Source organism: Streptomyces sp. MMCC 100 (assembly GCF_041538145.2).
GTDB lineage: Bacteria > Actinomycetota > Actinomycetes > Streptomycetales > Streptomycetaceae > Streptomyces.
Genome location: NZ_JBGORK020000001.1, coordinates 5,914,156 through 5,928,605, shown reverse-complemented (window position 1 = coordinate 5,928,605; position 14,450 = coordinate 5,914,156). Strand labels below are relative to the sequence as shown.

At 69.9% G+C, this 14,450-nt stretch carries 11 protein-coding genes; 7 read left to right on the top strand and 4 right to left on the bottom strand.

Translation table 11 applies throughout. The features are described 5' to 3' along the window. The first annotated feature begins 63 nt into the window (after nucleotides 1–63). The 7 genes from ABS735_RS27440 to ABS735_RS27410 all read left to right on the top strand — a co-directional run bounded on the left by ABS735_RS27440 (nucleotide 64) and on the right by ABS735_RS27410 (nucleotide 7,752). Nucleotides 64–1,284 (top strand): Rieske 2Fe-2S domain-containing protein, encoded by a 1,221-nt coding sequence (locus ABS735_RS27440; protein WP_373903576.1) that lies wholly within the window; start codon nucleotides 64–66, stop codon nucleotides 1,282–1,284. 43 nt (nucleotides 1,285–1,327) lie between these two features. Next, nucleotides 1,328–2,008: a DUF1295 domain-containing protein gene (locus ABS735_RS27435; protein ID WP_373903577.1), complete on the top strand. Its 681-nt coding sequence runs from the start codon at nucleotides 1,328–1,330 to the stop codon at nucleotides 2,006–2,008. A gap of 106 nt (nucleotides 2,009–2,114) precedes the next feature. Continuing rightward, nucleotides 2,115–3,002, top strand: a complete 888-nt coding sequence (locus ABS735_RS27430; RefSeq protein ID WP_373903578.1) for a lysophospholipid acyltransferase family protein — start codon at nucleotides 2,115–2,117, stop codon at nucleotides 3,000–3,002. A gap of 349 nt (nucleotides 3,003–3,351) precedes the next feature. After that, on the top strand, nucleotides 3,352–5,424 hold the full coding sequence (locus tag ABS735_RS27425; RefSeq protein WP_373903579.1) for an APC family permease: 2,073 nt from the start codon (nucleotides 3,352–3,354) through the stop codon (nucleotides 5,422–5,424). Nucleotides 5,425–5,475: 51 nt separating this feature from the next. After that, nucleotides 5,476–6,864 carry a class I SAM-dependent RNA methyltransferase gene (locus ABS735_RS27420; protein ID WP_373903580.1) on the top strand — a complete coding sequence of 463 codons (1,389 nt, stop codon included), beginning with the start codon at nucleotides 5,476–5,478 and terminating at the stop codon, nucleotides 6,862–6,864. A 304-nt stretch (nucleotides 6,865–7,168) separates the two neighbouring features. Further along, nucleotides 7,169–7,363 (top strand): ribbon-helix-helix protein, CopG family, encoded by a 195-nt coding sequence (locus ABS735_RS27415; RefSeq protein WP_373903582.1) that lies wholly within the window; start codon nucleotides 7,169–7,171, stop codon nucleotides 7,361–7,363. Beyond that, on the top strand, nucleotides 7,360–7,752 hold the full coding sequence (locus tag ABS735_RS27410) for a type II toxin-antitoxin system death-on-curing family toxin (RefSeq protein WP_373903583.1): 393 nt from the start codon (nucleotides 7,360–7,362) through the stop codon (nucleotides 7,750–7,752). Before ABS735_RS27415 ends, ABS735_RS27410 begins: the two co-directional genes overlap by 4 nt. A gap of 517 nt (nucleotides 7,753–8,269) precedes the next feature. On the opposite strand, the gene ABS735_RS27405 is transcribed toward ABS735_RS27410, so the two are convergent. The 4 genes from ABS735_RS27405 to ABS735_RS27390 form a co-directional block, all read right to left on the bottom strand. After that, on the bottom strand, nucleotides 8,270–9,715 hold the full coding sequence (locus ABS735_RS27405; RefSeq protein ID WP_373903584.1) for an aldehyde dehydrogenase family protein: 1,446 nt from the start codon (nucleotides 9,713–9,715) through the stop codon (nucleotides 8,270–8,272). A gap of 37 nt (nucleotides 9,716–9,752) precedes the next feature. After that, nucleotides 9,753–11,279 carry a carotenoid oxygenase family protein gene (locus tag ABS735_RS27400; protein WP_373903585.1) on the bottom strand — a complete coding sequence of 509 codons (1,527 nt, stop codon included), beginning with the start codon at nucleotides 11,277–11,279 and terminating at the stop codon, nucleotides 9,753–9,755. Nucleotides 11,280–11,380: 101 nt separating this feature from the next. After that, nucleotides 11,381–12,934 carry an FAD-binding oxidoreductase gene (locus ABS735_RS27395; RefSeq protein ID WP_373903586.1) on the bottom strand — a complete coding sequence of 518 codons (1,554 nt, stop codon included), beginning with the start codon at nucleotides 12,932–12,934 and terminating at the stop codon, nucleotides 11,381–11,383. Between the two features lie 229 nt (nucleotides 12,935–13,163). Then, nucleotides 13,164–14,429 carry a helix-turn-helix domain-containing protein gene (locus ABS735_RS27390; RefSeq protein ID WP_373903587.1) on the bottom strand — a complete coding sequence of 422 codons (1,266 nt, stop codon included), beginning with the start codon at nucleotides 14,427–14,429 and terminating at the stop codon, nucleotides 13,164–13,166. Between the last annotated feature and the right edge of the window lie 21 nt (nucleotides 14,430–14,450).

Here is a 14,450-nt window from a genome sequence, read left to right as displayed (position 1 = left end):
CGCAACGCAGACCACGGCCGCCCCCGCACGGGGCGGAATCCCACCCAGACGGGAGACGACCCGATGATCCCCAACCAGTGGTACCCCATCGTCGAGGCACAGGAGGTACGCAACGACAAACCGCTCGGTGTGCGCCGCATGGGCCAGGACCTCGTGCTCTGGCGCGACATCGACGGCAACCTCGTCTGCCAGGGCGCGCGTTGCCCGCACAAGGGCGCCAACCTCGGCGACGGCCGCATGAAGGGCAACACCATCGAATGCCCGTACCACGGCTTCCGCTACGGAGCCGACGGCGCCTGCCGGGTGATACCCGCCATGGGCGCCGGCGCCCGCATCCCCGGGTCCCTGCGCGTCCCCACCCACCCGGTCCGGGAACGGTTCGGGCTGGTGTGGATGTGGTGGGGCGACGAGCGCCCCGCGGCCGACCTGCCGCCGGTCCAGGCGCCGCCCGAAGTGACGGACAACCAGAAGCTGTACGCCACCAAGCGCTGGACCCGCCCGGTGCACTACACCCGTTACATCGAGAGCCTGCTCGAGTTCTACCACGTGACCTACGTGCACCGTGACCACTGGTTCAACTACATCGACTACCTGCTCCTGTACGGCACGCCGAGCAAGTTCGGCCTCGACGGCCGCGAGCGCTACCTCGCCGCCACCCGGATCACCAACCACCGGGTGGAGACGGAGGCGGAGGGGCAGACCATCCGCTACTCCTTCGACCACTGCCAGGAGGACGACCCCACCAACACCACCCACTACGTCATCACGTTCACCTTCCCGTGCATGGTGCACGTGCAGACCGAGCAGTTCGAGACCACCTCCTGGCTGGTGCCGATCGACGACCAGAACACGGAGCACATCCTGCGCTGGTACGAGTACGAACAGGTCAAGCCGGTCCTGCGGATCGAACCGCTGCGCCGACTGCTGCCGTGGGCGTCCCTCTACATGGAGAAGTGGGTACAGGATCCCCAGGACGTCCGCATCATGGAACACCAGGAACCCAAGATCAGCGCCGGCGGCGTCAACAAGTTCATCCCCGTCGACGAGATGAACGCCAAGTACGTCTCGATGCGCGCCAAACTGATCGCGGACGCCTCCGCGGCACCGGCACCGGCACCGGCACCGGCACCGGCGTCGACCGGGGAACCGGCCCGGGAGCCGGCGCCCGCGTCGGAGGAGACCGGGCGCAACGGCACCCCGGCCCGCGCCACGGCCGCCGGCAGGGCGAACGGCGGCGGACGGCACGGCGCGAAGCCCAGGGAGGACGCCGCCGCGCGCCCGTAGAACCCGAAGACGGGGGACGGACAAGAGAGAGCGAGAGTGAGAGATGTACGGCGGATACGACGCGTCGACCGGCCCCAAGACCCTGGTGACCACCTTCAACACCGTCGCCGTGGCCGGCGCCGTGTGGTTTCTCTTCGGTGGCGCGGACACCGTGGCCAACTGGTTCGGCACCGACTTCGACGAGGCGGCGACCCTGCGCCGGGTCCTGCTGGCGACGTTGTCGGCGCTTTACCTGCTGCGCTTCATCGCCACGAACTTCGTGATGCTCCAGCGGAAGATGGAATGGTCCGAGGCGTCCACCATCGGCATCTGGGTCCTGGTGATCCACGGCACGATGGCGTACTTCGGCGGCACCAACGAGGCCGGCGTGAGCGTGTTCACCTGGCTGGGCGTCGTGCTGTACCTCCTCGGCTCCTACCTGAACACCGGGTCGGAGTACCAGCGCAAGCTCTGGAAGAAGCGCCCGGAGAACAAGGGCAAGCTCTACACCGAAGGCCTGTTCAAGTACTCGATGCACATCAACTACTTCGGTGACGCCGTGCTCTTCTCCGGTTTCGCGCTGGTGACCGGCACGCCGTGGGCGTTCGCGATCCCGCTGATCATGGTCTGCATGTTCGTCTTCCTGAACATCCCCATGCTCGACAAGTACCTCGCCGAGCGCTACGGCGAGGCGTTCGACGAGTACGCGGCACGTACGGCGAAGTTCGTCCCCTACGTGTACTGACACCACCCGCCCGACACACGTGTACGGCGGCCCGCCCTCCGGCGAGGGGGCCGCCGTACCGGGCGGCGACCCCAGACCCCACCCACAGATCCGAGACGAGGCACGCATGACCGGAGACATCCCCTTCGGAGAGGCCGAGGCGTCCCTGACCGCCGAGGTGCTGCGCGAGGTCCTCGCCGGCGGCGCGGACGCGTTCGCCCGGCTGACCTCCGACGAGGGCGCCGTCGACGACTTCGGCTTCGACCCGGAGCTGACGGACGACTACCTGCTCCCCGCCCTGCGACTGCTGTACGAGAAGTACTTCCGGGTCGACCTGGAGGGCCTGGAACACGTGCCCGCCGACGGGGGCGCGCTCCTGGTGGCCAACCACTCCGGCACCCTGCCGCTGGACGCCCTGATGCTCCAGGTGGCCCTGCGCGACCACCACAGTGCCCACCGCAGGCTGCGGCTGCTCGCCGCCGACCTGGCCTTCGACCTCCCCGTCGTCCGCGACCTCGCGCGCAAGGCGGGCCACGTCCGGGCGTGCCCCGAGAACGCCCTGCGGCTGCTCGGCTCCGGGGAACTGGTCGGCGTGATGCCGGAGGGGTACAAGGGGCTCGGCAAGCCCTTCGAGGAGCGCTACCGGCTGCAGCGCTTCGGCCGGGGCGGCTTCGCCGCGGTGGCGCTGCGCTCGCGGCGCCCCATGGTGCCGTGCTCGATCGTCGGCGCCGAGGAGATCTACCCCATGATCGGCTCGGCCCCGACACTGGCCCGGATGCTGAAGCTGCCGTACTTCCCGATCACCCCGACGTTCCCGCTGCTCGGCGTGCTGGGCCTGGTCCCGATGCCGACCAAGTGGACCATCCGTTTCGGTGCCCCGATCCACACGGACGGCTTCCCCGAGGACGCCGCGGAGGACCCGCTGGTGGTCGAGAAGCTCGCGGGCGAGGTGAAGGACACCGTCCAGCACACGCTCAACGAGATGCTGGAGGGCCGCGGCTCCCCGTTCGTCTGAGGCCCGCGGCTCCCCGTTCGAGGCCCGCGGCTCCCTGTTCGTCTCGTCTGAGGCCCCCGCGTCAGCCCTCCGCCGACGATCCCCGGCGGGAGATGCTGCGAATGCTGGCGAAGGCCAGGACGGCGAGGCCGACGAGCGTGACGCCGCCGCCGACCAGCTCCGCGGACAGATGCATGGGCTCTCCCTCAGGGGACGACGGGCGGTGATGGTCATATAGCCATGCGAATCCCGCCGCCCACCCCGTCCGCAGCCGCACCGCCCCGCGAATTCACCCGTAGAGCAGACCGGGGCGGCCTGGGAGGGGTGGCGGTTGGGCGGTCGCGCGTTCGAACGCTTACGATCCTCTGTTGTGTCCAAACTGACCGACGTGCCCAAGCGGATCCTGATCGGGCGCGCACTGCGCAGCGACCGGCTGGGTGAAACGCTCCTGCCGAAGCGCATCGCCCTCCCCGTGTTCGCGTCCGACCCACTGTCCTCCGTGGCGTACGCGCCGGGCGAGGTGCTGCTCGTCCTGTCCATCGCGGGCGTGTCGGCCTATCACTTCAGCCCCTGGATCGCGGTCGCGGTCGTCGTCCTCATGTTCACCGTGGTCGCCTCCTACCGGCAGAACGTCCACGCCTACCCGAGCGGTGGCGGCGACTACGAGGTGGCCACCACGAACCTGGGCCCGAAGGCCGGGCTGACCGTGGCCAGCGCCCTGCTGGTCGACTACGTCCTGACCGTCGCCGTCTCCATCTCCTCCGGCATCGAGAACCTCGGCTCGGCGATCCCCTTCGTCGTCGAGCACAAGGTCCTGTGCGCCGTCGCCGTGATCCTGCTGCTCACCCTGATGAACCTGCGCGGGGTCAGGGAGTCGGGCACCCTGTTCGCGATCCCGACGTACGTCTTCGTGGCGGGCGTCTTCATCATGATCGTGTGGGGCGCGTTCCGCGGCCTGGTCCTGGACGACACCATGCGCGCCCCGACCGCGGACTACGAGATCAAGCCGGAGCACGGCGGCCTGGCCGGCTTCGCCCTGATCTTCCTCCTCCTGCGCGCCTTCTCCTCCGGCTGCGCGGCGCTCACCGGCGTCGAGGCGATCTCCAACGGCGTCCCGGCCTTCCGCAAGCCCAAGTCGAAGAACGCGGGCAACACGCTCGCGATGATGGGCCTGCTCGCCGTCACCATGTTCTGCGGCATCATCGCGCTGGCCTCCGCGACCGACGTGCGCATGTCCGAGAACCCGGCCACCGAGCTCTTCCACAACGGCGTCGCGGTCGGCGCGGACTACGTCCAGCACCCGGTGATCTCGCAGGTCGCCGAGGCGGTCTTCGGCGAGGGCAGCTTCCTGTTCGTCATCCTGGCCGCCGCCACCGCACTGGTCCTCTTCCTCGCCGCCAACACCGCCTACAACGGCTTCCCGCTGCTCGGCTCGATCCTCGCCCAGGACCGCTACCTGCCCCGCCAGCTGCACACCCGCGGCGACCGCCTGGCCTTCTCCAACGGCATCGTGCTCCTCGCCGGCGCCGCCATGCTCCTGGTCGTCGTCTACGGCGCCGACTCGACCCGCCTGATCCAGCTCTACATCGTCGGCGTCTTCGTGTCCTTCACGCTCAGCCAGATCGGCATGGTCCGGCACTGGAACCGGAACCTGGCCGCCGAACGCGACCAGTCCCGGCGCCGCCACATGATGCGCTCCCGCGCGATCAACGCCTTCGGCGCCTTCTTCACCGGACTGGTGCTGGTCGTGGTCCTGGCCACGAAGTTCACCCACGGCGCCTGGGTCGCCCTGCTCGGCATGTGCATCTTCTTCGCGACGATGACGGCGATCCGCAAGCACTACGACCGCGTCGCCGAGGAGATCGCGGCCCCCGAGGACCCCGAGGAGGCGCAGAGCGACGACATGGTGCGCCCTTCCCGCGTCCACTCGGTGGTCCTGATCTCCAAGATCCACCGCCCCACGCTGCGCGCCCTCGCCTACGCCAAGCTCATGCGCTCCGACAGCCTCGAGGCGCTCAGCGTCAACGTCGACCCGGCCGAGACCAAGGCGCTGCGCGAGGAGTGGGAGCGCCGCGGCATCGCCGTACCCCTCAAGGTCCTGGACTCGCCGTACCGCGAGATCACGCGGCCGGTCATCGAGTACGTCAAGAGCCTGCGCAAGGAGTCTCCGCGCGACGCGGTCTCGGTCATCATCCCCGAGTACGTGGTCGGCCACTGGTACGAGCACCTGCTGCACAACCAGAGCGCCCTGCGCCTCAAGGGCCGCCTGCTGTTCACGCCGGGCGTCATGGTCACGTCGGTGCCCTACCAGCTGGAGTCCTCCGAGGCCGCCAGGCGCCGGGCCCGCAAGCGCCAGGACTGGAACGCCCCCGGCGCGGTGCGGCGCGGCCCCGCCCACCACCCTCACCAGGACCGTCCGAAGGACTCCTCCTCGTCCACGTAGACTGGACGGCTGTTGTCCTTTGTCGCCCCCGTTCTCTGGAGTCACCCCGCCATGCAGGCAGAACCGAAGAAGTCGCAGGCGGAGACGCGAGCGGTGTCACAGTCGGACGCGGAGCAGGCCTCACGGCCGGCCTCGCTGGTCGGCGAGGAGTACGAGGTCGAGGTCGGCCCCGTGGCCCACGGCGGCCACTGCATCGCCCGCACGTCCGAGGGCCAGGTGCTGTTCGTCCGGCACACGCTGCCCGGCGAGCGGGTCGTGGCCCGGGTCACGGAGGGCGAGGAAGGCGCTCGCTTCCTGCGCGCGGACGCGGTCGAGATCCTGGACCCCTCCAAGGACCGCATCGAGGCCCCCTGCCCCTTCTCGGGCCCCGGCCGCTGCGGCGGCTGCGACTGGCAGCACGCAAAGCCGGGCGCGCAGCGCCGCCTGAAGGGCGAGGTCGTCGCCGAACAGCTCCAGCGCCTGGCGGGGCTCACCCCCGGGGAGGCCGGCTGGGACGGCACGGTGATGCCGGCCGAGGGCGACAAGGTGCCCGCCGGCCAGGTCCCGTCGTGGCGCACGCGCGTGCAGTACGCCGTGGACGCCGAGGGCCGCGCGGGGCTGCGCAAGCACCGCTCCCACGAGGTCGAGCCGATCGACCACTGCATGATCGCGGCGGAGGGCGTCAGCGAACTGGGCATCGAGCGCCGTGACTGGCCCGGTATGTCGACGGTCGAGGCGATCGCGGCGACGGGTTCGCAGGACCGCCAGGTCATCCTGACCCCGCGCCCCGGCGCCCGCCTGCCCATCGTCGAGCTGGACCGCCCGGTCGCGGTCATGCGCGTCGGCGAGAAGGACGGCGGCGTCCACCGCGTCCACGGCCGCCCCTTCGTCCGCGAGCGCGCCGACGGCCGCACCTACCGGGTCGGCTCCGGCGGCTTCTGGCAGGTCCACCCGAAGGCCGCGGACACCCTGGTGACGGCGGTCATGCAGGGCCTGCTGCCCCGCAAGGGCGACATGGCCCTCGACCTCTACTGCGGCGTCGGCCTCTTCGCCGGCGCCCTGGCCGACCGCGTCGGCGACCAGGGCGCGGTTCTCGGCATCGAGTCCGGCAAGCGCGCCGTCGAGGACGCCCGCCACAACCTCGCCGGCTTCGACCGCGTCCGCATCGAGCAGGGCAAGGTCGAGTCCGTCCTGCCCCGCACCGGCATCGACGAGGTCGACCTCATCGTCCTCGACCCGCCCCGCGCGGGCGCCGGCCGCAAGACGGTCGAGCACCTGTCGTCGCTGGGCGCCCGCAGGATCGCGTACGTGGCCTGCGACCCGGCCGCACTGGCCCGGGACCTGGGGTACTTCCGGGACGGGGGGTACCGGGTGCGGATGCTGCGGGTGTTCGATCTGTTTCCGATGACGCATCATGTGGAGTGCGTGGCGATTTTGGAACCTACTGGAAAGGGTGCCTGACCTGCGGTTTTGTTGTTCGGGTGGGTTGCTCGAGCTGTTCTCCTCCGTGTAGCGGTTCGAGCGGACGGGTCTCTCTTCGAGAGCTTCCTGACCTGCCGATTCGTGAGCGAAGCGCTTGCATCGGCGACGCCTTCAGGGGCTTTTTCGGAGATTCTTGACGCTCGGACGACGCTCGAAGCGGAAGTCTCTGCTGCGCCCCCGCAGTGGCGGTGTGAGCGACCACCCTGGCTCCACGGTCCTTGGAGCAGAGCCGAGAACGCTGACCGACCGCGCTACTTTGATACCGGACTGGTATCACCTCTGTATGGCGATGACACTTCGACTCCCCGACGACCTTGACGCGAAGCTCACCGAGAGGGCTCGGCGGGAGGGCCGCAGTAAGCAGGAACTTGCCATTGAGGCCATCCGTGACGCCCAGAGCCGGGCCGAGCTGAAGGTCGATGACGTCCTGGCCGAGCTGATGGACAGCGATGCGGAGATCCTGGACTACCTGAAGTGACGGACGTGCGCTGTATCCAGATCGACGAGATCCTGGCCATCGCCCGCACGGTCAACGGTACCGAGCACAGCGTGCGTGACATGGGCCTTCTGATGTCGGCGATCGAGCGACCCCGGACGAGCGTGTTCGGGGCCGAGCTGTATCCCACGCTGCACGAGAAGGCGGCGGCGCTGCTGCACTCCGTGGCCCGCAATCACGCGCTGATCGACGGAAACGAGCGCACCGCCTGGCTCGCCCTGCGTGTCTTCCTGCGGTTCAACGGCGTCAGCGCCAGTACCGCCCCGCCACCCGTCTCCGTGGCCGGCCCGTTCGTCGAGGACGTCGCGCAGGACAACATCGATGTACCGGTCATCGCCAAGCGCCTCTCGACCTGGTTCCCCATTTTCTGACGCTCGGCGGCGCAAGGTTCGCACGCAATGGTCGGTGCCGGCGGGCTCGGCGCCGAGATCGCGGCCCCCGCGCGGGGTGCGAGCTGTGACGTCACCCTCGTCGGGGCGGGGGGCCGGGAGTGTGCAGGCTCTGGCCGACGGACGTACGGCCCGCCGCACGGGTCGTCGCGGCGATCGGTTGGCTGCGGCAGCTGGACACCTGAAACGGTGCGCTCCACGACGTAGCGGCGTCAGCCCAGATGCCGGGATGACTCTATTTCGGAGTGTGGTCGATCCAGTGGGAGTGTTGACGCCAGACTCAGCGCCCGGAGCCCCCGTCGCAGCTTGCAGCCGACCGCGCGCTCGACACCGGGGGCGATGACCCGGGGCCGGCTCGCCGCCCCCATCTGGTTGGTGTCCACGTGCCCGAACGGCTCTTGTCCGTGTGCGCCGGGTCTCCGGCTGACAGCTCAACCGGAGGCCCGGTACCAGCAATGCGGTGCCGGTGCCGGGCCTGCGGTTCGAGGTCGGCCGGAGATCAGAACGGGTAGCGTTCGATCTCGGACTGGACGGTCACCCACTGCAGGTCGCAGAAGGTATCCACATTCGAAGACAGGCCGAAGTGGCCGCCCGCGCCCGACGCCTTGGTTCCGCCGAAGGGGGCGACTGCCTCGTCGTCCACCGTCTGGTCGTTGATGTGAACGGCGCCGGACTTGATCCGGTCGGCGAGCTGGAAGGCCGTGAACGGGTTGGACGTGAGGATCGCGACCGACAGCCCGTACTCGGAGGAGTTGATGATCTCGAGCGCCTCCTCGACGGTGTCGTAGCCGACCACGGGGGCGACCGGGCCGAAGATTTCCTGACTGAAGGCAGGGCTGTCGAGCGGGACGTCGGCGAGCACGGTCGGCCGGTAGAAGAGGCCCTCGTGGGTGCCGCCGGCCAGCAGCTTCGCACCGGCGGCGACGGTCGACTCGACGATTTCGTGGACCTTCTCGAGCTGGTTGTCGTCGATGACCGGGCCGAGCGCGTTGGCCGGGTCGGTGGGGTCGCCGACCGGGAGGTTCCTGGCCTTCTCGGCGAGCTTGGCGGCGTACTCCTCGGCCCTTTCCCTGGGCACGAGGTGGCGGCCGGTGGTCATGCAGATCTGGCCCTGGTGCAGGAAGGAGCCCCATGCGCCCGCCGATGCCGCGGCGTCGATGTCGGCGTCGGGCAGGACCAACAGCGCGTTGTTTCCGCCGAGTTCGAGATGGACCTTCTTCAGCAGCGGGGCCGCGGCCTCGCCGATCCTGCGGCCCGCGGCCGTCGAGCCGGTGAAGGATATGCACGGCACGTCCGGGTGGGCGACCAGCGCCGCCCCGACATCGGCACCGGCCGGCAGGACGTGGAGGAGGCCCTCGGGAAGGCCGGCCTCCGCGAGGAGTTCGGCCAGTGCGAGACCGCCGGAGACGGAGGTGCGGGGGTCCGGCTTGAGGACGACCGCGTTGCCCAGGGCAAGCGCCGGCGCGACCGAGCGCATCGACAGGATCGCCGGAAAGTTGAACGGGCTGATCACGCCCACGATGCCGACGGGCACGTAACGGCCCATGGAGAAGCGGGGCTTCATGCTGCGAAGGACCTGGCCGTGGGGCTGGGCGGCGAGTGCGGCGGCTGCGCTCAGCTCGGAGGTTACCAGCCCGGTCTCGAAGGCCGCCTTGCCCTGGCCGGAGCCCGACTCGGGCACGAGCCAGCGGGTGAGCCGCTCGGGATCGGCCGCGAGCAGGGCGGCGGCCCGGGCCATCACCGCCGCGCGCTCGGTGTACGGCAGAGCGGCCCACGCGGTCTGCGCGGTGGTGGCCGCGGCGACGGCCTTCTCGAGGTCGCCGGTGTCGGCCTGCCCGACGGTGGCGATCACCTGGCCGGTCGCCGGCGCGGTGACATCGAGGGTGCCGCCGCCACCGGTGACGAAGGCGCCGTTGAAGATCTTGTTGTCCCAAGGGTTGCTCATGGTTGTCCGTGTCGTCCGTTCTCGGCTCGTGGCTCGGTCAGTTGTCGTCCTGCGCCGCGAGGGCGGCGTCGAGTTGCTCGGCCTCGGCCCAGGTGCCGTGGAAGGCGAAGGGCACGCGGACGGGGAGCTTGACCCGGGCGAGCGGCTCGCGGGCGAACTCGGTGGTGTCGTGGACGAGGAGTTCGGACAGCCCGGTGGCCGGGTTCCACCACAGCGACAGCAGATAGCCGTCGTTCTCCTCGCTCGCGCCGCGCCGCTGCACGAACACGGGCTCCGAGGGGCTGGTGAGCCCGTCGACTCCCTCGATCACCAGGGTCTGCCCGGTCGTGAAGTCGTGGCGTGCCATGCCGTCGGTCATGGTCAGCGGCGACAGGTCGCGGGTGGTGGCGAAGTAGCCGTAGCGCAGCTTGCGGCCCAGCCAGTCGTCGTTGATCTTCGGGAACTCTCCGGCGACGCCGCTGAGCATCTCGCCCGTGGCTCGCTCGGTGGCGCTGTCGAGGGTGAAGCGCCAGGCCATCGCGGGCGGGAACCAGGCGTGGGAGCCGACCGGCTGGTCGGGGTGGGTGGCCGGGTTGCCCAGCCGCTCGATGACGTGCAGGTCGACGACGAGGCCGGTGGGCGTCTCGTAGGCGTTGAAGAAGTGGGTCGGCGCGAGCATGACGCCGGTGTCGTACCAGGTGACCTCGTGGGTGCGGCGGTCGAGGACCGCGAAGCGGGAGCCCCCCGGCACCGCTCCGGGGTCCCACAGCACGCCGGGACGCCCCTGCATGATGCGGTCGATCCGGAACTGAGTCGGTGAGATCAGGAAGATCGCGTGGTGCTCGCTGACGATGTAGTCGTGCACCATCGCCGGACACCCCATGGAGAAGGTGAAGGTGTCGACGACCTGTCCTGTCCTGGCGTCGGCCTGGTACCAGGTCATGTTGGGTCCGACGGCGGCGAAGAACAGCAGGTCGCCGGTCTTCGGGTCGATCTTGTGGTGCGCCGTGCACAGCACGTCGATGCCACCGTCGAAGTCGAAGGAGCCCTTGGTGTCGAGGGTGCCCGGGTGCATCTCGGTGGGCAGGCCGCCCTCGAAGTAGACCAGCAGGTGGTCGGCGAAGATTCCGACGTTGGTGTTGGCGACGTTCTTGGCGGGCGGTGCGCCCGGCGGCAGCGGCCGTGGCTCGCTGCCGTTGACGAAGCCGGGGTAGACCGCCTCGCCGGCCTCGATCTCCACCTTCATGGTGTCGGTCATCACCCACTTCGTCCGGAACGACGCCTTGCCGTCACGGATGTATGTCGCGGCCACGCCGCCGTCGCCCTCCCACCAGTGGTACCGGTCGAGGTCGAGCGGCGTGAAGCGCGGGTTGTTGGCGATGCGGAACAGCGCCCCGGCCAGGTCGTCGGGGAGTCTGCCCTCGACCGGCAGGTCGAAGGCCTCGGTCTCCTCGTGCCACGGCGCGAACGGACCGTTGAGGAACTTGTTGCTCGTCTCCCAGTCGATGTCGGCGGGGTGGCGCGGCTCGGGCCGCTCGGCCTGGGGGAGGACGACGGTCGGTGGCATGAGTGGCACGTCGCGCATGGTGCTCTTCCTTCGTGCTGTGCGGATGCGGGAGCTTCCCGCTGGGCGGATGGCGTGGGGAAGCGGTGAGGGTACGCAGTGCGGGGTACGGCGAGGAGGGCTCAGGCGTACCGGTGCGACCCGGGCCAGATGCCGTGGCTGCCCGGTGAGAGGACCCCGGCGGGGTCGAGGGCGTCCTTGAGGGTCGAGTAGAAGCGGCGCAACGAGTTGCCGTTGCCGGAGTAGAGCGAAGCGATCGTTTCCTGGACGGTCACATGACCGCGGTACTCGCTCCAACCCCGTTCGGCGGCCATCTCGATCAGCCGGTCCGCCGCGGCGCGGGCGTTGGCGGCCTCCGCGGGGTCGCTCGTGTCGAAGAGGATCATGCTGATGCCGATGAGACTGCGGGGCTGGCCGATCCAGCCGAAGCCCACGACGAGGTCGTACTCGGCGGCGACCTGCTGGACCATGGCCTCGTGTTCGGCGGCGGCCTCGCCCGTGAACGGGATGATCGGCGAGAAGTCGAAGTGACCCACGGACGGTCCGAAGTGCTTGTGCAGCATGTCGAGCAGGAACATGTTGGGGATCCCGGCCGGCACCAGGTCCAGCGGGTGCACTTTCGTCGGGTCCACGTCGCCCGGGTAGGTCCGGAGGTCGACGGTGTGGCCGGGGATGTGGGAGACGGCGGCACGGACGATCTCCTCGCGGGCCGCCACGAGCGAGGGGTGGCCGTAGAAGGAGATCCGGGCGTTGACCCGGCCGGGTGGGAAGGTCGCCGACAGCTTCTGCAGCTTGCTCTTGCCGGTGGTGTCGTCCATCGGCTCGCACCGGCCGCCCTCGGGTTCCGGCGCACTCACGATCAGCGGCAGGCCCTGGACGGTGCCGTCCTGGACGAGCGGCGCCAGGGCGTCGATCAGCATCGGGATGCGGTCGGCATGATCGATGATCACCGAGCCGGCCGTGAAAACCTCGGGCTCCGGCATCAGCCACAGACCCATCTTGGTGATGATGCCGAAGTTGGACTGCAGGAACAGCGAGTCGACGGAGGGACCGAAGCCGCGCTTGGCACGCGCACCGAGGCTGTTGTTCGGCAGCGCCCACAGCCCGGTCCGGACGATCTCGCCGCTCGCGAGAACCACCTCCATCCCCGCGACCGCGCCGGCATGGTCGCCGAACTGGGTGTAGCCGAGGCCGTGTTCGGCGGTGTTGCCCACGACACTGCCCCAGCCGAGGTCCGGCACCGAGATCCAGAGCTTCACCCTGCGCGCCTTGATCTCGGCGTAGAGCTCGTGGAAGGAGACCCCGGGCTCGACGACGGCGTAGCCGCCCTGCTCGTCGATCTCCAGAACCCGGTTCATCCGGCGCAGGTTGACGGCGATGACGCCCTCGGTCACCGGTGCGCCGCCGCCGTAGCCGAAGTTGCGCCCCTGTGAGGACGTCCACAGCGGTATCCCGTGCTCGTTCGCGATACGGACGACGGCCTGGACCTCCTCGACCGAGGCCGGCTGCACGACGAGCACCGGCCGGGGCGTCGGGGTCCCGCCCGTCGCGTACGGATCGTGGAACTCGGCCGCCGACTCCTCGGAGAGGACACCCTCCGCGCCGAGGGCCGCGACCAGGCGGTCGCGGATCGTGGAGAGACGATCATCGAGGGACGGGTTCGCCACAGCGGCCATGGGTCGATCTCCCGGTTCGAGAAGGTGCCCCGTCATCGTTGACGGTTGGGCATAGCCTCTGCTCGGGCGGGAGCGATTTCGCCTGCCGGTACGACAGACATCGGCGAGGGATTTGTCGCCGGGCGACAAACGGCCGTGGGCGACCGGGTGAAGCCCGGAAGAAGGGACGGCCTCGGGCGGTGAACGGCTCGGGTGGCGGACGGGGCCTCAGGGAAGCACGTACCGGGCCTCAGGCAAGCAAATGGGGGAAGTGCACTGCCAGGGCGAGCGCTGCCATGACACTGGTCCTGCGGCCGACGATCGGCTGCTTCAGGTTCGACTCCGCCTGCCGGACCCGGTACGCGACCGTCGTCGCCGCGATGTGCAACTGCTCGGCGGCCGCCGAGCGACTGCCCTGATGCTCCAAGAACGCCAGCAGGGTCTCGCGCAGCATCACGTCCCTGGCGCCGGTGCCCTCGATACCCGCGAGGGTGCGGTGCACGAAGGTGGCGGCGCCATCCGGGTCCTGCATCATCAGTGCCAGTGCACCGTGTTCGTCGGCAAGCCACACGCGTGGCTGGACCGTGCCGGCGGCAGCCCGGGCCAGTCCGCGCGCGGCGAGGAGTGTGTGGCGGAACCCGGTGGCATCGGGCGCGTCGAAGCCGAAGGCGCAGCTGAACCCCTCTGGCAGCGGAATCGACGGCAGCGCCCTGAGCGCTTCGGGAGCCGGAGCCGCGGAACTCGACCACACGACGTCGGTCGAGCCGTCGGTGCGCGGGACGACCAGCGCCGAGCCGGCACGGAGAGACTCCTTCACCGCCTCGGTCCACCGGGCCGAGTCCGAACTCCAGCCGGGGTACGAGGCGACGTCGAGCGGCCACAGCACGGCCGCGGTGTGATGCCGGTGCAGCCGGACACCCAGGAGCTCCTCCACCGAGGGGGAGGCCCGGCCGCTCTCGACGATCTCGTCGACGGCACGACGGATGGTCGCCGAACGGTGCCGTCCCCACGCCGCGCTCTCCTGCTCGAAGACCCGGCTCAGTGCGTCGATGAGCACGGCCACGAAGTCCATCAACCCCGCCGAGACCCGCCGCACCTCTTCGGCGAGCCGCTCCGCCGGTACGCCGGCGGTCATCGCCTCGATCAGCGCCGCCTGCACGCCCGAGTGCGAGCGCCAGATCACCCGGAGCAATCCGTCCAGCGCGATGCCCTGCCGCGCGGCCCAGCGCACCTGCGACACCGCTTCGTCCGGAGCGTCGAAGGGCCGGCCGGTGACCAGCCCCGTCAGCATCGTCAGGACAGACGCCTCCAGCGCCGCGCGCTCGTGTCCGGTGAGCGCGACTTCGCCGCGCCCTTGTGCGGTCAGGAGATCGGTGTGAACCTGCTCAGCCGCCTGGATGCCCCAGGCCGTGGCGGCCACCCCCAGGTCGTCGAGTGCCGCGTCCCGCGCCCGCGGTGCCTGAGAGCGTTCCAGGGCCCCCTCGTCAGACCCGATCGTGACAACCCAGTCCGTCATGCCCGCTCCCTCCGATCAGCG

Coding starts and splice junctions, on each gene's coding strand:
- ABS735_RS27440 (WP_373903576.1), top strand. CDS start 64: ATGATCCCCAACCAGTGGTACCCCATCGTCGAGGCACAGGAGGTACGC.
- ABS735_RS27395 (WP_373903586.1), bottom strand. CDS start 12,934: ATGGCCGCTGTGGCGAACCCGTCCCTCGATGATCGTCTCTCCACGATC.
- ABS735_RS27415 (WP_373903582.1), top strand. CDS start 7,169: ATGGCGATGACACTTCGACTCCCCGACGACCTTGACGCGAAGCTCACC.
- ABS735_RS27400 (WP_373903585.1), bottom strand. CDS start 11,279: ATGCGCGACGTGCCACTCATGCCACCGACCGTCGTCCTCCCCCAGGCC.
- ABS735_RS27435 (WP_373903577.1), top strand. CDS start 1,328: ATGTACGGCGGATACGACGCGTCGACCGGCCCCAAGACCCTGGTGACC.
- ABS735_RS27430 (WP_373903578.1), top strand. CDS start 2,115: ATGACCGGAGACATCCCCTTCGGAGAGGCCGAGGCGTCCCTGACCGCC.
- ABS735_RS27390 (WP_373903587.1), bottom strand. CDS start 14,429: ATGACGGACTGGGTTGTCACGATCGGGTCTGACGAGGGGGCCCTGGAA.
- ABS735_RS27420 (WP_373903580.1), top strand. CDS start 5,476: ATGCAGGCAGAACCGAAGAAGTCGCAGGCGGAGACGCGAGCGGTGTCA.
- ABS735_RS27405 (WP_373903584.1), bottom strand. CDS start 9,715: ATGAGCAACCCTTGGGACAACAAGATCTTCAACGGCGCCTTCGTCACC.